The sequence below is a fragment of the Stenotrophomonas sp. HMSC10F06 genome, from assembly GCF_001807865.1.
GTDB classification, from domain to species: Bacteria; Pseudomonadota; Gammaproteobacteria; order Xanthomonadales; family Xanthomonadaceae; genus Stenotrophomonas; species Stenotrophomonas bentonitica_A.
Window position 1 is genome coordinate 1 of sequence record NZ_KV791305.1, and the last position, 19,229, is coordinate 19,229.

A 19,229-nucleotide genomic window follows, 5' to 3' on the forward strand; every position below is an offset into this window, starting at 1 on the left:
TCCTGAGCAGCCGACCAACGGTCGGCTCTACAACAGGTGTGGGCCGTCTTCCAGGACCTGGCGCAGGAAGGGTACGGTGATGCGGCGCTGCGCCGCCAGCGATTCGCGGTCCAGCCAGTCCAGCAGGCTGACCAGGCTGCCCAGCTCGCGGCCGGTACGGGTCAGCAACCATTCGATCGCGGCCTCGTCGATGGCCAGGCCACGTCGCGCCGCGCGTTCGCGCAGCACCGCCGCACGGCCTTCGTCGTCCAGCGGCTGCAGCACCACGCGCACGCACTGCTGCAGGCGTGAGCGCAGGTCCGGCAGCACCAGCCCCAGCTGGTCCGGGGCGTGCTGCGCGGTGTACAGCAGGGTGATCCCCGCGGCGCGCGCACGGTTGTGGAAATCAAACAGCGCCACTTCATCTTCGCGCTGCCCGGCTACGGCATCGAGCCCGTCCAGCGCGACCAGGTCGCGCCCCTCCAGCGATTCCAGCGCGGCGCGGGTGCGTCCGACCACCGCCTTCAGCGGCAGGTAGGTCGGCTGGCGGCCGGCCTGTTCGGCCAGCGAACACATCGCCAGCGCCTGGTGGGTCTTGCCGGTGCCCGGCGCGCCTTCGAGGTAGACCCAGTCGTGCGCCGCGCCCACGGCGATGGCGCGCAGCTGCGCCAGTGCGCCATCCGGCGCACCGATGAAGGTCTCCAGCCGCTCGTCCTGCGGGTAGCGCAGGGCAAGCGGCAACTGCGGCACGACACTCACTGCGCGTCCGGCCCCTTCGGGGTGCCCACGATCACGATCTCGGGCTTGTCGACGTAGGCATCGAGCACGATCGCCGACTTCTCACCGGCATACAGATCACTCTGGCGATAGCGCTGGTGCGCATAGCGCAGCAGCACGTTGCTGACCGCCGCCACCGGCAGCGCCAGCAGCATGCCCAGGAAGCCGAACAGCTGGCCACCGGCCATCACCGCGAAGATCACCGCCACTGGGTGCAGGCCGATCTTGTCGCCGACGATGCGCGGGGTCAGCACGTAGCTTTCCAGCAGCTGGCCCACGGTGAACACCACGCCGACCAGGATCAGCAGTTTCAGATCGAAGCCCTGCGCCTGCACCAGCGCGGCCACCACGGCCATCACGATGCCGGTGGTCGCGCCCAGGTAGGGAATGAAGCTGATCAGGCCGGCCACCAGCCCGATCAACAGGCCCAGCTTCAGGCCGACCAGCGACAGGCCCGCGGCGTACACCACGCCCAGCGCGATCATCACCAGGAACTGGCCGCGGATGAATGCCCCCAGCACCTCGTCCGACTCACGCGCCAGGTTGGTGATGGTGCCGACGTGGTTGCGCGGAATCATCGAAGCCACGCGCTCGACCAGCTTGTCCCAGTCGCGCAGGAAGTAGAACGCCAGGATCGGCAGCAGCAGGATGTTGACCACCCAGGTGACCATCGTGAAGCCCGAGCGCTGCACGTAACCGAAGAAGGTCTTGGCGAAGCCACCGGCCTGCTGCCAGTGGCTGCGCACCCACTCGATCAGCCGGTCCGGGTCCATCCACTGCATGACCTCCAGCCCGGTCTTGTGCTCGAACCACGGGATGCCTTTTTCCATCAGCCATTGCTGTGCCTGCGGAATCGCCGCCACCAGCGTGGCGACCTGGCGCTCGATCATCGGCACCAGGATCAGCAGCGCGGCGGTGATCAGCAGGATCATCGCGACGAACACCAGCACCACGCCGGTGTTGCGCGAGCGGCCGGTGGCCTCGATCCGGTCGACCAGCGGGTCGCCCAGCCAGGCCAGCGCCAGGGCCAGCACGAAGGGGGTCAGGATCGGGCCGAGCAGCCAGATCACCCAGCCGGCGGCAAGTGCCACCAGCACATACTTCAACCGCCTGAGGAACTGCGCGATTTCCGCTTCGGGGGTGAGGATCATCGCAGGCGGTACTCGTTGCTGGGCGGCGGCGGCAGGGCCGAGGGGTTGGTTTCATCGATCGGCACCGGCAGTGCCAGCGGCGCGGTCGGCGCGATCACGCCGTTGTCGCCGAGCATGCGGTTCAGGCCGGCCAGGCCGGTGGTCAGTTCCAGCGACAGCTCCAGGCGGTCGCCCGAGGCGCGCACCGGGGTGACGTTGCGCACCACCGCGGTCTCGCGCAGGCCGGCAGCCAGGCGCATGTAGTCCTCGGCACTGTTCAGGCCCAGCACCACGATCGTGTAGGTCCCGGCGGCACCGGTGGCGGCCCCGGCCTTGGCGTAACGGCGCACTAGCGCATCGGCGGCGCCGTCGGCACCACCGGCCATGGCGCGGCGGGCGTCACTGTCCTTGGTGCTCCACTTGTTCAGTTCCTTGCCGCCATCGACGAATACCCAGTCGGCGACCCAGCCACTGCCATCGCGGTAGAGCTTGCCGATCAGCTGCATCGGCGGGGCATAGCGCGCCGAGGCGCGGGCAACGGCGGCCGTGTCCTGGCGCCAGATCGCGCCGACCAGCGCCTGCTCGGCCGCGCTGCCCGAGGGCAGGCCCAGCTTGTAGCCGCGTTCGATGGCCCGGTTGAGCAGCGGGCGCGCCGCGTTGGCCTGCTGGACGGTGACCAGGCGCGGGCCGGAGCCATCGTCGATGGCCAGCCAGATCACCGGCTTCGGGCGGGGCTGCGGCCACAGCGGCAGGCCCAGGGCCGAGATCAGCCCGTCGACGTCATCCTCGCGGAAGCGCGCCACCAGGATCGTGCGGTAGCTCGGGGCGCCGCCGGCCGAGGTGCTCTGGTCCTGGCGGTAGTCATAGCTGGCCACGTAATCCTTGGCGTTGCGCAGGGCCTGCATCACCCCGGGGCGGCTCATCACGCTGCGGTCGCCCGAGAGTTTGGCCAGCACATTGCCCAGCGCCCTGGCCAGGGCACCGTTGCGGTCCGAATCGGCCTGGCTGTTGACCGGGACCTCGGCCTCGTAAGCGCCACTGGCGGTGGCCACATCGCCTTCGGTGCGCAGGCCGCTCTGGGCCATCGAGGCCACCGGCAGGCACAGCGCGAGGAACATCATGAAAAAGAGGCTGCGGCGCATCAGGACTTCCATTGAGCGTATCCGGGGGGAATTGTTGCCCGAATAGGGCCTGCGCGCCAACGTGGCCTGTTAAAATCGCGCTTTCACCCCAGCGCAGCGCCGACGCCCGTGACCAATTCCCCGTCCAACCCCTCTCCCCTGACCTACCGCGACGCCGGTGTCGATATCGACGCGGGCAATGAGCTGGTCGAGCGCATCAAGCCGCTGGTGAAGCGCAGTTTCCGCCCGGAAGTCATGGGGGGCCTGGGTGGCTTCGGCGCCCTGTTCGACCTCTCCAGCAAGTACCGCGAGCCGGTCCTGGTCTCGGGGACGGATGGCGTGGGCACCAAGCTGAAGCTCGCACAACAGCTGGGCCGCCACGACACGATCGGCATCGATCTGGTCGCCATGTGCGTGAACGACGTGCTGGTCCAGGGGGCCGAGCCGCTGTTCTTCCTGGATTATTTCGCCACCGGCAAGCTGGACATCGATACCGCGGCAGCGGTCGTGGGCGGCATCGCCAACGGCTGTACCGAGGCCGGTTGCGCGCTGATCGGTGGTGAGACCGCTGAAATGCCCGACATGTATGCCCCGGGCGAGTACGACCTGGCCGGCTTCACCGTCGCCGGTGTCGAGAAGAGCGAACTGAAGGACGGCGCCAGCGTGGCCGCCGGCGACGTGCTGATCGGCATCGCCTCCTCCGGCCCGCACTCCAACGGCTACTCGCTGGTGCGCCGCATCTATGACCGCGCCGGCCAGCCGGCCGACCTGGAACTGGAGGGCGGGGTCAAGCTGGTCGATGCGCTGATGGCGCCGACCCGCCTGTACGTCAAGCCGATCCTGGCGCTGCTCAAGACCCATGGCGCGGCGATCCACGGCATGGCCCACATCACCGGTGGCGGCCTGACCGAGAACATCATCCGCGTCGTCCCCGAGGGCCTGGGCCTGGACATCCAGGCCGATGCCTGGACCCTGCCGCCGGTGTTCCAGTGGCTGCAGAAGGAAGGCGCGGTGGCCGACAGCGAGATGTGGCGCACCTTCAACTGCGGCATCGGCTTCGTGCTGATCGTGGCCGCCGACCAGGTGGCCTCGGTCGCTGCCGCCGTCACCGCGCAGGGGCTGGACCACTGGACCATCGGTGCCGTGACCCACGCCGATGGCACCGAACGCGTCAAGATCGGCTGAGCCCGGTCATGGAGCCCCGCCTGGAGGCCGCTGCCCAACCGCCGTCGCTGCCCGCCGCAGCGGCGCCGGCCGTGCCGGGCACCGCGGTTGACACCTCGCAGCTGCAACTGCTGTCGGTCTTCCACTATGTGCTGGCCGGCCTGACCGCGCTGTTCTCGCTGTTCCCGCTGATCTATCTGTTGATGGGCGTGGCCGTCATCTTCGCCGCACCACCGCCGTTGGCGCCGGGCGAGGCGCCGCCGCCGTTCGATCCGCGCCTGCTTGGGTGGGTGTTCGTGCTGATCGGTGGGCTGGGCTGCGCTGCCGGGCTGGTGCTGGCCGGGTACATGGCCTATGCCGGGCGCTGCCTGGCGCAGCGCCGGCGTTACCTGCTGTGCATGGTGGTGGCCGGTATCGCCTGCATCTTCATGCCGTTCGGTACCGCCCTGGGCGTGTTCACCCTGGTGGTGCTGTCGCGCCCGGCAGTCAAGGCGGCCTTCGAAACCGCATGAGCAGCCGTATCGCCGTACTCGCCTCCGGCCGGGGCAGCAATCTGCAGGCCATCCTGGACGCCATCGCCGCGCAGCGGCTGGATGCGCAGGTCGTGGCCGTGCTCTCGGACAAACCCGAGGCCTCGGCCCTGCTCAAGGTCGGCCCGGCCCAGCGTTGGGCGCGCTCGCCCAGGGACTTCCCGGACCGCGCCGCCTTCGATGCGGCGATGGCCGATGCGCTGGACGCGTTCGCCCCGGACTGGATCGTCTGCGCCGGTTACATGCGCATCCTCGGCCCGGCCTTCGTGGCGCGGTTCGATGGCCGCCTGGTCAACATCCATCCCTCCCTGCTGCCGCTGTACAAGGGACTGCACACGCATGCGCGCGCGTTGGAAGCCGGTGATGCCGAGCACGGCGCCAGCGTGCACTTCGTGGTGCCCGAACTGGATGCCGGCACCGTGCTGGCACAGGCCCGCGTGCCGGTCCAGGCCGGTGACACCGCCGAAGCGCTGGCCCTGCGGGTGTTGGCCGTGGAGCATCCGCTGCTCATCGCCAGCCTCGGGCTGCTGGTCAGCGGCCGCGTAACTGAACAGGCAGGTCAGCTCCAGCTCGACGGTCACCCCCTGTTTAGCCCGCTGCGCCTAGATTGCGCCGGACAGCTGAACCGATAAGCGCCGCGCACACACGCCGCTGATCCCGGCGCTGGCATTCTTCCCCTTCCCCCACCGACCGGCCCGCATGAGAACGCCTTTGTTCAAGCCCGTGCTGCTGATGGCCTCCCTGCTGTGCACTGCCGCCCTTGCCCACGCGCAGGAGACGGCGACCCCCCCGTTGCCCGCCCTTCCTGCAATGGACTGGGAGGCACCGCCGCTGCAGCCATTCACCGCTACCTACCAAGCCCTCTACAAGGGCAAGCAGGCCGGCGATGCGACCATGCGCGTCACCCACACCGGCGGCGACCAGTGGCGGGTGGACATGCAGGTGGTGGGTCGCAGCGGCTTTGCCAGCGTTCTCGGCCTGAACCTGGAGCAGAGCACGGTGTTCGAGAACCGCAACGGCACCTACGTGCCGTTGAGCCAGAGCACTGTCCGCAAAGGCCTGTTCCTGGGCAAGAAAGTGACCGGCACCTATGACTGGAAGGCCGGCACCGCGCAGTGGCTGGGCGATCTGAAGAAGGAACGCCGCCAGCCGATCCCGCTGCAGCCCGGCGACCAGAGCGCGCTGCTGCTGAATCTGGCGATCATGCGCGACGCCCGCCCCGGCGGGCAGATGCACTACCGCTATGTGGACGTGGGCCGCGTCCGCCAGCACGACTACCAGGCCGCGCCGGACACGGAGAACGTGCCGGTGGGCGACCTGTCCTACAACGCGCTGCGGGTGTACCGCACCAACGGCGGCAACGACGAAACCATCCTCTGGATCGCCAACGGTGTTCCCACGCCGGTGCGCATCCTGCAACGCGAAGATGGCGAAGATCGGATTGATCTGCGCCTGATCGAATACCAAGGAGTCTGAGCATGACCACACTGAACCGTCCGCTGACCTGGATCGCCGCTGGCGCCCTGGCTGTCGTGAGCCTGCCCGCCATGGCGCTGCAGCCGTTCAAGGCCGATTACCAGGCCAGCTACATGGGCATGCAGGCCAATGGCACCATGACCCTCACCAGCGAAGGCGCCAACAAGTGGCGCTACAGCCTCAACGTCAAGAACCAGCTGGCCGATCTCAGCCAGAACACCGTCTTCGAGGAAGCCAACGGCCGCCTGCGCCCGCTGAGCAGCAACGACCGCTCGGTGCTGCTGGTCAAGAAGCGCAACGTGGACGCCAACTACAACTGGACCAGCAACCAGGCGACCTGGACCGGCGACGTCAAGCCGGACCGTCGCGGCCCGGTCGCGCTCAAGGCCGGCGACATGGACGCCCTGCTGATCAACCTGGCGATCGCGCGGGATCTGGCTGCCGGCAAGCCGCTGAACTACCGCATGGTCGACGAAGGCCGGATCAAGCCGATGTCCTACAAGGTGGTCGGCAAGGAAAAGATCACCGTGGCCGGCAAGTCCTACGACGCGACGAAGGTCTCGCGCGTGGACGGCAACAAGGAACTGATCGCCTGGATCGTGCCGGAGTTCCCGGTGCCGGCGCGCCTGCTGCAGCGTGAGAGCGGCAAGGATGCGCTGGACCTGACGATCAAAGGCATGAACTGACCAAGAAAAACGCCCGCTTGCGCGGGCGTTTTTTCATTCCGGCTTGGCCTCGCCGAAGACCGTCCTGCAGTCCACCCGGATCTGCTGCCGCGTATCGCGCCAGTAGTAGGTGCTGCAGTGGCGGTTGCCGTCGACGCTCTTGTCCACGCCGACCGCATAGAACGACTGGAACACCTCGGTACGGCTGACCGTGCCATCGGCGTTCCAGTCCATGTCTTCCTGCTGGATGCCCTGGGTGATCGCGATGCCGGCATACCAGGCGTAGCCCAGCCATGCCAGCACGATCAGCACCAGGACCAGCAGCGCCTTGCGGCGGCGGGTGAACCGGCCGCGCAGGATCATGCCGCGACGCGCCGGATGGTGGCGCCCAGCGAGGACAGCTTCTCTTCGATGTTCTCGTAGCCGCGGTCCAGGTGGTAGATGCGGTCGATGGTGGTATCACCCTCGGCCATCAGGCCGGCCAGGATCAGCGAGGCCGAGGCGCGCAGATCGGTGGCCATCACCGGGGCGCCGCTGAGCTGCTCGGCACCCCGCACGATCGCGGTGTGGCCTTCCACCTGGATGTCCGCGCCCAGGCGCAGCAGTTCGTTGACGTGCATGAAACGGTTTTCGAAGATCGTTTCGTTGATCACGCCCACGCCGTCGGCCACGCAGTTGAGCGCCATGAACTGCGCCTGCATGTCGGTCGGGAACGCCGGATACGGCGCGGTGGTCAGGTTGACCGCACGCGGGCGCTTGCCGCCCATGTCCAAGGTGATGCTGTCTTCGGTGGTCTCGATATGCGCACCGGCCTCCACCAGCTTGGCCAGCACCGCGTCCATGGTGTTCGGGCGGGCACGGTTGACCGTGACCTTGCCGCCGGTCATCGCCGCGGCGACCAGGAAGGTGCCGGTTTCGATACGGTCGGGCAGCACTTCATGACGGCCACCGGAGAGCTTCTCGACGCCTTCGATGGTCAGGCGGGCGGTGCCCAGGCCTTCGATCTTCGCGCCGAGCGCGATCAGGCAGTGCGCCAGGTCGGTGACTTCCGGCTCCATCGCCGCGTTGTCCAGCACGGTGGTGCCTTCGGCCAGCACGGCGGCCATCAGCACGTTTTCGGTGCCGGTGACGCTGACCATGTCGAAGGTGAAGTGGGCCCCCTTCAGACGCTTGGCCTGGGCCTTGATGAAGCCGTTCTCGACGGTGATTTCCGCACCCAGGGCCTGCAGGCCCTTGATGTGCTGGTCGACCGGACGCGAGCCGATCGCGCAGCCGCCGGGCAGCGACACTTCGGCCGCGCCGAAGCGGGCCAGCAGCGGGCCGAGCACCAGGATCGAGGCGCGCATGGTCTTGACCAGCTCATACGGCGCCACGTGCTGGTCCACCGAGCGCGGGTCGACCACGATCGCGCTGCCGCGCGACAGGGTGCCCTGGTCGATGGTGACCTTGGCACCCAGCTCGCCGAGCAGCTTCACGGTGGTCACCACGTCGTGCAGGTGCGGCACGTTGGTGATCTCCACCGGCGCATCGGCCAGCAGGGTCGCGCACAGGATGGGGAGGACAGCGTTCTTGGCGCCGGAAATGTTCACTTCACCGTGCAGCGGCTTGCCGCCGGTCACTACGATCTTGGCCATGGAATCTACTTGGAATGAGGTAGAGCCGACCGTTGGTCGGCTGAATGGTCTGGGTAGCCGACCGTGGGTCGGCTGAAACGATAACCGTGAGGGGTACCCCGGAATCAACCGCCCGCTTCGGCCGGGGTGACCGTCTTCAGCGCCAGCGCATGAATCGCCCCGCCCATCAGATCGCCCAGGGTCGCGTAGACCATGCGGTGACGCGCCAGCGGCATTTTGCCGGCAAAGGCGTCGCAGACCACGGTGGCCTCGAAGTGCACGCCGTCGTCACCCTGCACGTCCGCGCGGGCGCCAGGCAGGCCGGTTTCGATCAGATTGCGGATGGTCTCGGCGTCCAACGGGCTTTCCTAATAAAATGAGCGCTCATTCTACTCTTCCACGTGGCGCTCGCATGGCTGTCTCGCCCCAACTCCCCCATCCGGCCGACGCTGCGGCACTGGTCGCCAGCGGCCGCCGCGTGTTCGAGATCGAGCGCGATGCGCTGGGCGCGGTCGCCGAGCGGCTGGGCGAGGCATTCAGCCAGGCCTGCCAGCTGGTACTGCAGGGCAAGGGCCGCGTGGTCGCCACCGGCATGGGCAAGTCCGGCCATGTGGCCCGCAAGATCGCCGCTACCCTGGCCTCGACCGGCACCCCGGCCTTCTATGTGCACCCCGGTGAAGCCGGGCACGGCGACCTGGGCATGATCACCGAGGCCGACGTGGTGCTGGCGCTGTCCTATTCGGGCGAGTCCGACGAACTGCTGATGCTGCTGCCGGTGCTCAAGCGCCAGGGCAACCGTCTGATCGCGATGACCGGCCGGCCGCAGTCCAGCCTGGCCAGCGCCGCCGACGTTCACCTGGATGTCAGCGTGCCGGCCGAGGCCTGCCCGCTGGCCCTGGCCCCGACCTCCAGCACCACCGCCTCGCTGGCCATGGGGGATGCGCTGGCCGTGGCCCTGCTCGATGCGCGTGGCTTCACGGCCGATGATTTCGCCCGCTCGCACCCGGCCGGCAGCCTCGGCCGCCGCCTGCTGCTGCACATCACCGATGTCATGCACAGCGGCGATGAGCTGCCGCGCGTGGACGTCGGTGCCAGCCTGAGCGAAGCCCTGGTGGAGATGAGCCGCAAGCGCCTGGGCATGACCGCCGTGGTGGACGCGGACAACCACCTGATCGGCCTGTTCACCGACGGCGACCTGCGCCGCGCGCTGGATACCGACCTGGACGTGCGCAGCGCGAAGATCGCCGATGTGATGACCCGCGGCCCGCGCACCATCGGTGCCGACCAGCTGGCGGCCGAGGCCGCGCAGTTGATGGAAGCCCACAAGATCAACGGCTTGATGGTGGTCGATGCCGACGGCCATCTGGTCGGCGCGCTCAACATTCATGACCTGTTGCGGGCCCGGGTGGTTTAAACCACAGTTGCCTTCCTCCATTCAGCTGAGCTGCCCCCAGACGATGCCTTACTCCCCGTTGCCCGGTTTCCCGTCCCACCTGCATGCCGTCGCCGGCCGTATCCGGCTGGCGTGCTTCGACGTGGACGGCACGCTCACCGACGGTCGGCTTTACTACGACAAGGACGGCAACGAGAGCAAGGCGTACTACGTGCAGGACGGACTCGGCCTGAAACTGCTGCAATACCACGGTATCCACCCGGTGCTGATCACCGCGCGCAACAGCCAGTCCGCGCTCAAGCGCGGCGCGGACCTGGGCATCGATACCCAGATCGCGGTCGGCGACAAGCTGGCCAGCGTCAAGGCGCTGTGCGGGCAGCACGGCATCGGCCTGGACCAGGTGGCCTTCATGGGCGACGACCTGCCCGATCTCGGCCCGCTGTGCGCGGTCGGCCTGGCGGTCGCGCCGGCCAATGCCCACCCGTGGATCGCCGAACGCGTGCACTGGCAGACCCGCAGCGACGGTGGCCAGGGCGCGGCGCGTGAGCTGTGCGATGTCCTGCTGGCCGCACAGGGCCATGTGGACGCCGTGCTGGCGAGGTTCCGCGCATGAACGTGCGTACCGCCATCGGCGGCCTGCTGCTGGTCGCCGCACTGCTGACCGGCTGGCTGGCCCTGCACCATCGCGACAAGGCCCCCGTGGCCGAGGGCGAGGATGCCACCAAGGATTACGTGCTGCACGATTTCCAGATCGTGGCGCTGGACGAACAGGGCAAGGAATCCACCACCCTGCGCGCCCCGCTGCTGGAGCGTGCGCGCAGCGATGAAACCATGACCCTGACCACCCCGGTGTTCCTGCTGCCCGACCAGGACGGCAATCACTGGGAGATGCGCGGGGACAGCGGCTGGGTCAGCGCCAAGGGCGACCAGCTCAAGCTCATCGGCAACGTCAGCGGCGACAGCCCCAAGGTCCCCGGCGTTGTGCCCACCACCTTCCGCACCGATCATCTGGACGTGTTCCCGAACGAGAACCGCGCCAGGACCGATGCCCGGGTCACCATGACCCGCCCGGGCCTGTCACAGACAGGCGTCGGCTTTGAAGCCGACATGAAAACCCGGCAGTACAAACTCCTTTCACAGGTCAAGACCCGCTATGAACCGAACGCTGCCCGCTAAGCTCGCGCTGCTCGCCCTGCTGCTGCCCGGCGTGGCGCTGGCCAAGTCGTCCGACCGCAACCAGCCGATGAACCTGGAATCCAACAGCAACGACTGCAACCTGACCGACGATGCGGGCAAGTGCACGTTCACCGGCAACGTGGTGATCACCCAGGGCACCCTGGTGATCCACGCGGCCAACGCCGATCTGTTCCGCAAGAACGGCGATATCGAGCGCGTCGTGCTGACCGGCAAGCAGGCCACGCTGGAGCAGGAAATGGATGACGGTTCCAAGATGAATGCCTGGGCCGACAACATGGATTACAACGTCAACAGCGAAGTGATCATCCTCACCGGCAACTACAAGGTCGAGTCGCCGCGCGGCACCAACAGCGGCCAGAAAATGACCTACAACACGCGCACCGGCAACATGCAGAGCGGTGGCGACGGCACCCGCGTGCGCACCGTCATCCAGCCCAAGAACAAGGGCGCCGCACCGGCCGCCCCGGCGGCCAAGCCGGCCACGCCCGCGGCCAAGCCAGCCACCCCGCCCGCCGCCGGGAGCAAGAAGTAATGCTCGTCGCCAAAGGCCTGCGCAAGCGCTACAAGCAGCGTGAAGTCGTCAAGGATTTCGGGCTGACCCTGGAGGCCGGTGAAGTGGTCGGCCTGCTCGGCCCCAACGGTGCCGGCAAGACCACCTGCTTCTACATGATCGTGGGGCTGGTCGAGACCGATGCCGGCAGCATCGTGCTGGACGGCAAGGACATCACCAGCGACCCGATGTACACCCGTGCCAAGCAGGGCGTGGGCTACCTGCCGCAGGAACCCTCGGTGTTCCGCAAGCTGACCGTGGCCGACAACCTGCGCTTGGTGCTGGAACTGCGCGAGGACCTGGACAAGGCCGGCCGCGAAAAGGAACTGGCCAGCCTGCTGGACGAACTGCAGATCAACCACGTGGCCGACCAGCTCGGGGCCAGCCTCTCCGGCGGTGAGCGCCGCCGCTGTGAAATCGCCCGCGCGCTGGCCGCCAAACCGCGCCTGATCCTGCTCGATGAACCCTTCGCCGGTGTCGACCCGATCTCGGTCGGTGAAATCCAGCGCATCGTCACCCATCTCAAGCAGCGCGGGATCGGGGTGCTGATCACCGACCACAATGTCCGCGAAACCTTGGGAATCTGCGACCGCGCGTATATCCTCAACGAGGGCAGCGTGCTGGCACAGGGCGCGCCGGACGAGATCCTGGCCAACGCCGACGTCCGCCGCGTCTACCTTGGGGATACCTTCAAGCTCTGATCCAGCGGCCGCCGCAACGCCTTCCTTCCGTTCGGCACAGGCATGAAAGCACGGCTGCAGACATCGATGGGGCAACACCTGGTCATGACGCCGCAGCTGCGTCAGGCGATCAAGCTGTTGCAGATGTCCAGCGCCGAGCTGGAGCTGGAAATCAACGAGGCGGTGGAAACCAACCCGCTGCTGGACTGGGCCGAGAACGCTGAACCGGCGCTCGAGGCCAGCCCCGGCGAGGACAGCCCCCCGCCCGCCCCCGCCGATACCCATGCCGATGGGGAGCACCAGGTCTCCGCCGGCGACGAGTGGTCGCCCGGCGAGGGCGACTGGACCAGCGGCAGCAGTGGCGGCTCCTTCGACGATGACGACAACGGCAGCGCCGCCGAACGCGTGGCCGAGACCGAATCGCTGGCCGACCACCTGCTCTGGCAGCTGCACCTGTCGCACCTGTCGGTCCGCGACCGCAGCATCGGCGCGGCCCTGATCGACGCTTTCGAAGAGGACGGCTACCTGCGCGAGCCGCTCACGGCCATCGCCGAGACCCTGCGCCCGGCCATCCAGGCCGACGAGGCCGAAATCCTGACCGTCCTGCACCAGATCCAGCGCTTCGACCCGGTCGGGGTGGGTGCGCGCAGCCTGGGCGAGTGCCTGGACCTGCAGCTGCTGGTACTGCCCGCCGATACCCCCGGGCTGGCCCTGGCCCGGCGCATCGCCGATGGGCCGCTGGAGCGCCTGCCGCGCAGCGGCGTGGCCGGCATCGCCCACGAGCTGCGCGAGCCGCTGGCCGAGGTCGAGGTGGCGGTGCAGCTGCTGCGCTCGCTGGACCCGCGCCCGGGCACCCAGATCGGCGAGCTCTCCCACGACAGCTACGTGGTGCCCGACTGCGTGGTCTGGCGCCAGAATGGCGTCTGGCGCGCGGCCCTGGCCGGCCACGCCGGGCCGCGGGTGGTCATCCACCGCGGCTACGAACAGTTGATCCGCCGCTGCGGGGAGGCCGACGCCGGTTACATGCGCGCCCATCTGCAGGAGGCGCGCTGGCTGCTCAAGGGCCTGGAGGCCCGCGGCGAGACCCTGCTGCGGGTGATGCGCTGCCTGCTCGACCAGCAGGCCGCCTTCCTGGAGTTCGGCGAACAGGCCCTGCGCCCGCTGACCCTGCGGGAAGTGGCCGGCGAGCTCGGCCTGCACGAATCCACCATTTCCCGGGCGATCGCCCGCAAGTACGTGCGCACCCCGCGCGGCACGCTGCCGCTGCGCGCGTTCTTCGCCTCCGGCATCGACACCGACAGCGGTGGCGAAGCCTCCAGCACCGCCATCCAGGCCATGCTGCGCCGCCTGATCGATGACGAGAACCCGCGCAAGCCGCTTTCTGACGCCAAGCTGGCTGACCTGCTCAAAACCTCGGGAATACCGGTGGCGCGACGCACCGTGGCGAAGTATCGTGAAGCCATGAACATTTCCGCCTCGCACGAAAGGGTACGAATCGTCTGACGCTCCACCGCGCCCGGCGGGAAGGTTCATTGGCACATCCGAACAAAGGAGAAACCCGATGCACATCGAGACGTTTGGCAAGGACCACCTTGAGATCACCCCGGCTCTGAACGAGTACGTGGAGACCAAGCTGGAACGGCTGAGGAAGCATTTCGACCAGCACTGCGAGGTCCGCGTGCAACTGTCGATCCGCAAGCCGGAGCACCATGCCGATGCGAGTGTGAATGTTCCCGGGCAGACTCTGCACGCGGACGCCAGCGGCCCCACCATGTATGCGGCAATCGACATCCTGGCCGACAAGCTCGACCGCCTGGTCATCAAGCACAAAGAGAAAAAGCAGCAGCACGCACCGCAACCGCTGCCGGTGGGCGACAATGAGGGCTGATGCCCCCGTTTCCACCCCGACATGCCTCTGACTGATCTTCTGGCGGCCGTCCGCACGCAAGTGCTGCCGGCCGCCGATCGCGACAGCGTGCTGATGGCCGCAGCCCGCCTGCTGGCCTGCCGCGAAGCCAACGCCGAGCTGCTGTACCAGAACCTGTGCCAGCGCGAGACGCTGGGCAGCACCGCGATCGGCCACGGCATCGCCATCCCGCACGGCCGTGCCCCGCTGCTTGAACGCCCCCGCGGCGCATTGCTGCGGCTGGAATCGCCGGTGGAGTTCGGCGGCGATGAGCCGGTCGATCTGGTCTTCGCGATTGCCGTGCCCGCGCACTACACCCATCAACACCTGATGCTGCTGTCCGAGCTGGCCGAGCTGTTCTCCGAGCCGGCCATCCGCCAGGCGCTGCGCGAAGCGCGCGACGGCGACGCGCTGCGTCGGGTCATCGAATTCCCCCCGCCGGCGAGTGCCGCATGAATACCAGCATCACCGCGCGCGAACTGTTCGAACAGCAGCGCGACCGCCTGAGCCTGCGCTGGGTCGCCGGCCAGCAGGGCGAGCGCCGTGAGCTGGAGGCCGGCAACAAGGTCTCCCGCCGCCCCTCGCTGGCCGGGTACCTCAACGCGATCTACCCCAACAAGGTGCAGATCCTCGGCACCGAGGAGCTGTCCTGGCTGGATTCGCTGGACTCGCGGCAGCGCTGGGAAACGATCGAGCGGATCATGCAGTCCCATCCGCTGGCGCTGGTGATCACCCGCAACCAGTCCTGCCCGGAAGACCTGCGCGCGGCTGCGGACGAATCGCAGACCCCGCTGTGGATCTCGCCCAAGCGTGGGCACGAGCTGCTCAACCACCTCTCCTACCACCTGGCGCGCACGCTGGCGCCGCGGGTGATCCTGCATGGCGTATTCATGGAGATCTACTCCATCGGCGTGCTGATCACCGGCGAAGCGGGCTCGGGCAAGAGCGAGCTGGCGCTGGAACTGCTCAGCCGCGGCCACCGCCTGGTGGCCGACGATGCCCCCGAATTCACCCAGATCGCCCCCGACGTGCTCGACGGCACCTGCCCGGAGCTGCTGCAGGACCTGCTGGAAGTGCGAGGCCTGGGCGTGCTCAACGTGCGCGAGATGTTCGGTGACACGGCTGTAAAAAAGAACAAGTACCTTCGGCTGATCGTCCACCTGACCAAGCCGATGACCGAGCCCACCCCTTACGGCTATGAACGCCTGACCGGCGACTCGGGTACCCGCCACGTGCTGGACCTGGATGTGCCGCTGATCACCCTGCCGGTGATGCCCGGCCGCAACCTGGCCGTGCTGACCGAAGCCGCCACGCGCCTGCACATCCTGCGGACCAAGGGCATCGACCCGGCCGCGATGTTCATCGCCCGCCACAGCAACATGTTGGAACGCCGCACGCCATGACCACCCCCGCCCCCGCCTCCGCCCCGACCGCCGCCACCCTGATCATCGTCAGTGGCCTGTCCGGTTCCGGCAAGACGGTCGCGCTGAAGACCTTCGAAGACCTGGATTACTACTGCTCGGACAACCTGCCGATCGACCTGCTGCCGGACTTCGTGCGCAGCCTGCTGGGTGATCCGGGCCGCGAAGCGCCGCGCCGGCTGGCAGTCGGCATCGACGTGCGCGCGCAGAGCGACCTGACCCAGCTCTCGCACTGGCGCGAAGACGCCAAGGCCGCCGGCCTGGATGCGCAGCTGCTGTTTTTCGATGCCACCGATGAAACCCTGCTCAAGCGCTACGCCGACACCCGGCGCCGCCATCCGCTGAGCCAGCTGGGGCTGTCGCTGCCCGAAGCGATCGCCCGCGAGCGTGAACTCACCGCGCCGCTGCGCCGTGCCGCCGATGCGGTGATCGACACCAGCAGCCTCAACGTGCACCAGCTGCGCCGCAAGGTGGTCACCGAATTCGCGCTCGCCCACGGCAACAAGCTGTCGCTGCTGTTTGAATCGTTCGCCTACAAGCGCGGCGTCCCCGCCGAGGCCGACTTCGTATTCGACGTGCGGGTCCTGCCCAATCCGCATTGGGACCCGGAGCTGCGCCCGCTCTCGGGCCGCGATGCCGGCGTGCGCGAGCACCTGGACGAGCAGCCCGACGTACAGCGCTACGCCGGCCAGCTGGTCGATTTCCTCGACACCTGGCTGCCACGGCTGGGCAATGACACCCGCAGCTATGTCACGGTCGCCTTCGGCTGCACCGGCGGCAAGCACCGCTCGGTCTACATGGCCGAGCGCATGGCCCGCCATGCCCGCGACCAGGGCTGGCCGGAAGTGGCCACGTTCCATCGCGAACTCGACTGAAAACGGCATCGCCGGCGGCCGCCGGCACGTATCGGGGCCGGGCGTGTCGACATGCCTGGCCGAACCTCGACGCGGCCTCTCCCCATCGCCCTGTCCTGCGCCGACCCGGGACAGGTCATCGACACGCTGAACCGCGGAACACAGCAGTCTTTCACGCGTGCTATCGCCAATTCATGTTGACCTGTTAACGTTCGGCAATGACCTGTGGCATTCTCCTCGTAACTCATCCCGGTGTCGGCACGGCCCTGCTGGACGTGGCGACCCGTCTGCTGCGGCACCTGCCGCTGAAGACCGAAGCTTTCGAAGTACCGTTCGACGCAGATATGGACGTCCTGCTCCCGCTCGCCTCGGCCGCCTTGCGCCGGGTGGACAGTGGCCAGGGCGTGCTGATCCTGACCGACCTGTACGGCGCCAGCCCCAGCAATCTGGCCGGGCAACTGGCTCGTCTGGGCACCCCGGCACGCCGGGTTTCGGCGCTGAGCCTGCCGATGTTGATGCGGGTGATGAATTATCCGGAACAGGGACTGGATCAACTGCCTGCCACAGCCGCGGCAGGCACTCGCAATGGAGCGATTGTCGACGATGCTTGAACGTGAACTCACTGTTTCCAACCGCCTGGGCCTGCATGCCCGCGCCACTGCCAAGCTGGTGCAGGAGCTGGCGCCTTTCCGCTGCAACGTGACCATGGCCGCCAAGGGCCGTGAGATCAACGCCAAGAGCATCATGGGCGTCATGCTGCTGGCCGCCGGCCAGGGCACCCCGGTCACCGTGCGCATCGACGGCGAGGACGAAGCCGCCGCGATGGACGCGGTGGTGGCCCTGTTCGAACGGCGTTTCGACGAGGACAACTGAGCATGGGGGGGCAACCGCGACCGGGATCCTCCGCACCGGCCCGGACCGCGTCCGGGGCGATGCTGTTGTCCGGCCACGGTGCCTCGCGCGGCAACGCCCTGGGCCGCGCCCGGGTGCGCCTGCCGCACGCCCTGGAAGTGGCCGAGCAGCGCATTCCGCCGGCCAAGGTGGAGGCTGAACTGGAGCGCCTGCACGTGGCCGTGGAAGCGGCCCGCGGCGAAATGCACGATCTGCGCCAGCGCCTGCATGGCGCGCTCAACCAGGAAGTCGGCGAGTTCCTCGACCTGCATGCGCTGCTGCTGGATGACCCCGAACTGCTGTTCGGCCTGGACGAGCTGATCCGCAGTGGCCCCTACAGCGCCGGCTACGCGCTGCGCGTGCAGCGTGACCGCCTGGCCAAGGTCTTCGATGGCATGGACGATGCCTACCTGAAGAGCCGCATGGACGATCTGGACCATGTGATCGGGCGCATCCATGCCTTCCTGCAGCAGCGCCCGCCGGACGTCAAAGGCATGGCCGGCGAGATCCTGATCTGCGACAACATCGCCCCGTCCGAGCTGGCCCAGCTGCAGGCCCACGGGGTGGTCGGCATCATCACCGCCGGCGGCAGCGCGCTGTCGCACAGCGCGATCCTGGCGCGCAGCCTGCACCTGCCGTTGATCGTCAACGTGCCGAACGTGCTGCAGAAGGTCGCCGATGGCGACGTGCTGATCATGGATGGCAGCGACGGCACGGTGACCATCAACCCGCAGGCACCGGACCTGCGCGATTACCGCGTGCGGCTGCGCGAGCATGCGCGCGAACAGCGCGAACTCGGGCGCCTGCGCACCAAGCCCAGCCGCACCCGCGACAACGTCGACATCGCGCTGCTGGCCAACGCCGAATCCAGCGAAGACGTCACCCAGGCCCATGCGCTGGGCGCGCACGGGCTGGGCCTGTACCGCACCGAATTCCTGTTCCTGCAGCGCAACGAGCTGCCCGACGAGCAGGAGCAGTTCGAGACCTACCGCGATGCCGCGTTGGGCATGAGCGGACGGCCGGTCACCATCCGCACCCTGGACCTGGGCGCGGACAAGGCCGACCGCACCGGGCTGACCCTGAGCAACGAAGAAAACCCGGCGCTGGGCCTGCGCGGCGTGCGCCTGTCGCTGGCGCGGCCGAAGGTGGCCGACACCCAGCTGCGCGCGATCCTGCGCGCCTCGGCCTACGGCAAGCTGCGCATCCTCATCCCGATGGTCAGCACCCGCGAAGAAATCCTCGCGGTCCGCCGGCGCCTGGCCAAGCAGGCCGAACTGCTGCGCGCGGAAGGCCACGAGGTGGCCGAACACATTCCGTTCGGCGCGATGATCGAAGTGCCGGCCGCGGCGATCGCGCTGGAGAGCTTCATCGATCTGGTCGACTTCCTCTCGATCGGCACCAACGATCTGGTCCAGTACCTGCTGGCCGCCGACCGCAACAACGAGGCGGTCGGCGAGCTGTACTCCCCGCTGCACCCGGCGGTGGTGCGCCTGCTGGCGCATATCCTGCGCACCGGCCAGGCCTACAACATCCCGGTGGCAGTGTGCGGCGAGATCGCCGGCGACCCGCTGATGACGCGTCTGCTGCTGGCGCTGGGGCTGACGGAATTCAGCCTGCACCCGGGCACCCTGCTGGAAGTGCGCCGCGCGGTGCGCGACAGCGACCTGTCCGTGCTGCAGGCGATGGCGCCCAAGCTGCTGCAGGCGCGCGACCGGCGCGGGATCGAACGCTGGATCGAGAAGGCGAGCCTGGCGACGGCATGACGGTTGGCATCGCCTACGGTGATGGCCTACCGGATTGACATGTAAGCGCGCGATAATGACGCGGTGACCACCGCCCATGCCGCATCCTCCACCGGATAGCGGCCTTTTTCTTTTTCCGC

At 68.0% G+C, this 19,229-nt stretch carries 24 protein-coding genes; 18 read left to right on the forward strand and 6 right to left on the reverse strand.

Annotated elements, in window-relative coordinates:
* Positions 1-27: 27 nt before the first annotated feature.
* Genes hda through HMPREF3113_RS15685 form a run of 3 tightly spaced genes read right to left on the reverse strand, consistent with a single transcriptional unit; the run spans position 28 to position 3,028 of the window.
* A complete protein-coding gene (gene hda, locus HMPREF3113_RS15675) occupies positions 28-738 on the reverse strand; it encodes a DnaA regulatory inactivator Hda (protein WP_019185422.1) in 711 nt (236 codons plus the stop codon).
* Positions 735-1,907 (reverse strand): AI-2E family transporter, encoded by a 1,173-nt coding sequence (locus HMPREF3113_RS15680; protein ID WP_019185421.1) that lies wholly within the window; start codon positions 1,905-1,907, stop codon positions 735-737. Before HMPREF3113_RS15680 ends, hda begins: the two co-directional genes overlap by 4 nt.
* On the reverse strand, positions 1,904-3,028 hold the full coding sequence (locus HMPREF3113_RS15685; RefSeq protein WP_139146388.1) for a DUF2066 domain-containing protein: 1,125 nt from the start codon (positions 3,026-3,028) through the stop codon (positions 1,904-1,906). Before HMPREF3113_RS15685 ends, HMPREF3113_RS15680 begins: the two co-directional genes overlap by 4 nt.
* 108 nt (positions 3,029-3,136) lie before the next feature.
* Between HMPREF3113_RS15685 and purM the strand changes: the two genes are divergently transcribed.
* From purM to HMPREF3113_RS15710, 5 genes are all read left to right on the forward strand, one after another.
* Complete coding sequence (purM, locus tag HMPREF3113_RS15690; RefSeq protein WP_070473853.1) at positions 3,137-4,192, forward strand: phosphoribosylformylglycinamidine cyclo-ligase; 1,056 nt, start codon at positions 3,137-3,139, stop codon at positions 4,190-4,192.
* Between the two features lie 8 nt (positions 4,193-4,200).
* Positions 4,201-4,683: a hypothetical protein gene (locus HMPREF3113_RS15695; protein WP_019185418.1), complete on the forward strand. Its 483-nt coding sequence runs from the start codon at positions 4,201-4,203 to the stop codon at positions 4,681-4,683.
* The gene (purN, locus tag HMPREF3113_RS15700) at positions 4,680-5,333 is read left to right on the forward strand and encodes a phosphoribosylglycinamide formyltransferase (RefSeq protein WP_019185417.1); all 654 of its coding nucleotides are present in this window, start codon (positions 4,680-4,682) and stop codon (positions 5,331-5,333) included. Before HMPREF3113_RS15695 ends, purN begins: the two co-directional genes overlap by 4 nt.
* A gap of 100 nt (positions 5,334-5,433) precedes the next feature.
* On the forward strand, positions 5,434-6,177 hold the full coding sequence (locus tag HMPREF3113_RS15705) for a DUF3108 domain-containing protein (RefSeq protein ID WP_237393602.1): 744 nt from the start codon (positions 5,434-5,436) through the stop codon (positions 6,175-6,177).
* A gap of 2 nt (positions 6,178-6,179) precedes the next feature.
* The gene (locus HMPREF3113_RS15710) at positions 6,180-6,863 is read left to right on the forward strand and encodes a DUF3108 domain-containing protein (protein WP_019185415.1); all 684 of its coding nucleotides are present in this window, start codon (positions 6,180-6,182) and stop codon (positions 6,861-6,863) included.
* 33 nt (positions 6,864-6,896) lie between these two features.
* Here HMPREF3113_RS15710 and HMPREF3113_RS15715 read toward each other — a convergent pair whose 3' ends face one another.
* The 3 genes from HMPREF3113_RS15715 to HMPREF3113_RS15725 form a co-directional block, all read right to left on the reverse strand.
* On the reverse strand, positions 6,897-7,205 hold the full coding sequence (locus HMPREF3113_RS15715; protein WP_019185414.1) for a hypothetical protein: 309 nt from the start codon (positions 7,203-7,205) through the stop codon (positions 6,897-6,899).
* Entirely contained in the window at positions 7,202-8,476 is a 1,275-nt protein-coding gene (murA, locus tag HMPREF3113_RS15720; protein ID WP_019185413.1) for a UDP-N-acetylglucosamine 1-carboxyvinyltransferase, read from the reverse strand. Before murA ends, HMPREF3113_RS15715 begins: the two co-directional genes overlap by 4 nt.
* Before the next feature lie 104 nt (positions 8,477-8,580).
* A complete protein-coding gene (locus HMPREF3113_RS15725; protein ID WP_019185412.1) occupies positions 8,581-8,814 on the reverse strand; it encodes a BolA family protein in 234 nt (77 codons plus the stop codon).
* Positions 8,815-8,867: 53 nt separating this feature from the next.
* On the opposite strand from HMPREF3113_RS15725, the gene HMPREF3113_RS15730 reads away from it, so the two are divergent.
* From HMPREF3113_RS15730 to ptsP, 13 genes are all read left to right on the forward strand, one after another.
* Entirely contained in the window at positions 8,868-9,869 is a 1,002-nt protein-coding gene (locus tag HMPREF3113_RS15730) for a KpsF/GutQ family sugar-phosphate isomerase (RefSeq protein ID WP_019185411.1), read from the forward strand.
* 43 nt (positions 9,870-9,912) lie between these two features.
* Positions 9,913-10,461, forward strand: a complete 549-nt coding sequence (locus HMPREF3113_RS15735) for a KdsC family phosphatase (protein WP_070473855.1) — start codon at positions 9,913-9,915, stop codon at positions 10,459-10,461.
* A complete protein-coding gene (gene lptC, locus HMPREF3113_RS15740) occupies positions 10,458-11,024 on the forward strand; it encodes an LPS export ABC transporter periplasmic protein LptC (RefSeq protein ID WP_019185409.1) in 567 nt (188 codons plus the stop codon). Before HMPREF3113_RS15735 ends, lptC begins: the two co-directional genes overlap by 4 nt.
* A complete protein-coding gene (lptA, locus tag HMPREF3113_RS15745; RefSeq protein ID WP_019185408.1) occupies positions 11,002-11,577 on the forward strand; it encodes a lipopolysaccharide transport periplasmic protein LptA in 576 nt (191 codons plus the stop codon). Before lptC ends, lptA begins: the two co-directional genes overlap by 23 nt.
* Positions 11,577-12,296 (forward strand): LPS export ABC transporter ATP-binding protein, encoded by a 720-nt coding sequence (lptB, locus tag HMPREF3113_RS15750; RefSeq protein ID WP_019185407.1) that lies wholly within the window; start codon positions 11,577-11,579, stop codon positions 12,294-12,296. Before lptA ends, lptB begins: the two co-directional genes overlap by 1 nt.
* A 42-nt stretch (positions 12,297-12,338) precedes the next feature.
* Positions 12,339-13,778, forward strand: a complete 1,440-nt coding sequence (locus tag HMPREF3113_RS15755) for an RNA polymerase factor sigma-54 (protein WP_019185406.1) — start codon at positions 12,339-12,341, stop codon at positions 13,776-13,778.
* 58 nt (positions 13,779-13,836) lie between these two features.
* Positions 13,837-14,163 (forward strand): ribosome hibernation-promoting factor, HPF/YfiA family, encoded by a 327-nt coding sequence (raiA, locus tag HMPREF3113_RS15760; RefSeq protein ID WP_046274055.1) that lies wholly within the window; start codon positions 13,837-13,839, stop codon positions 14,161-14,163.
* A gap of 21 nt (positions 14,164-14,184) precedes the next feature.
* Positions 14,185-14,637, forward strand: coding sequence for a PTS sugar transporter subunit IIA (locus HMPREF3113_RS15765; protein WP_019185404.1), 453 nt, complete (start codon positions 14,185-14,187; stop codon positions 14,635-14,637).
* Entirely contained in the window at positions 14,634-15,584 is a 951-nt protein-coding gene (hprK, locus tag HMPREF3113_RS15770) for an HPr(Ser) kinase/phosphatase (protein ID WP_019185403.1), read from the forward strand. Before HMPREF3113_RS15765 ends, hprK begins: the two co-directional genes overlap by 4 nt.
* Complete coding sequence (gene rapZ / locus HMPREF3113_RS15775; RefSeq protein WP_019185402.1) at positions 15,581-16,477, forward strand: RNase adapter RapZ; 897 nt, start codon at positions 15,581-15,583, stop codon at positions 16,475-16,477. Before hprK ends, rapZ begins: the two co-directional genes overlap by 4 nt.
* 197 nt (positions 16,478-16,674) lie before the next feature.
* Positions 16,675-17,067, forward strand: a complete 393-nt coding sequence (locus HMPREF3113_RS15780; protein ID WP_019185401.1) for a PTS sugar transporter subunit IIA — start codon at positions 16,675-16,677, stop codon at positions 17,065-17,067.
* On the forward strand, positions 17,060-17,329 hold the full coding sequence (locus HMPREF3113_RS15785) for an HPr family phosphocarrier protein (protein WP_019185400.1): 270 nt from the start codon (positions 17,060-17,062) through the stop codon (positions 17,327-17,329). Before HMPREF3113_RS15780 ends, HMPREF3113_RS15785 begins: the two co-directional genes overlap by 8 nt.
* A 59-nt stretch (positions 17,330-17,388) precedes the next feature.
* Positions 17,389-19,110 (forward strand): phosphoenolpyruvate--protein phosphotransferase, encoded by a 1,722-nt coding sequence (gene ptsP / locus HMPREF3113_RS15790; protein WP_070473857.1) that lies wholly within the window; start codon positions 17,389-17,391, stop codon positions 19,108-19,110.
* The last annotated feature ends 119 nt before the right edge of the window (positions 19,111-19,229 follow it).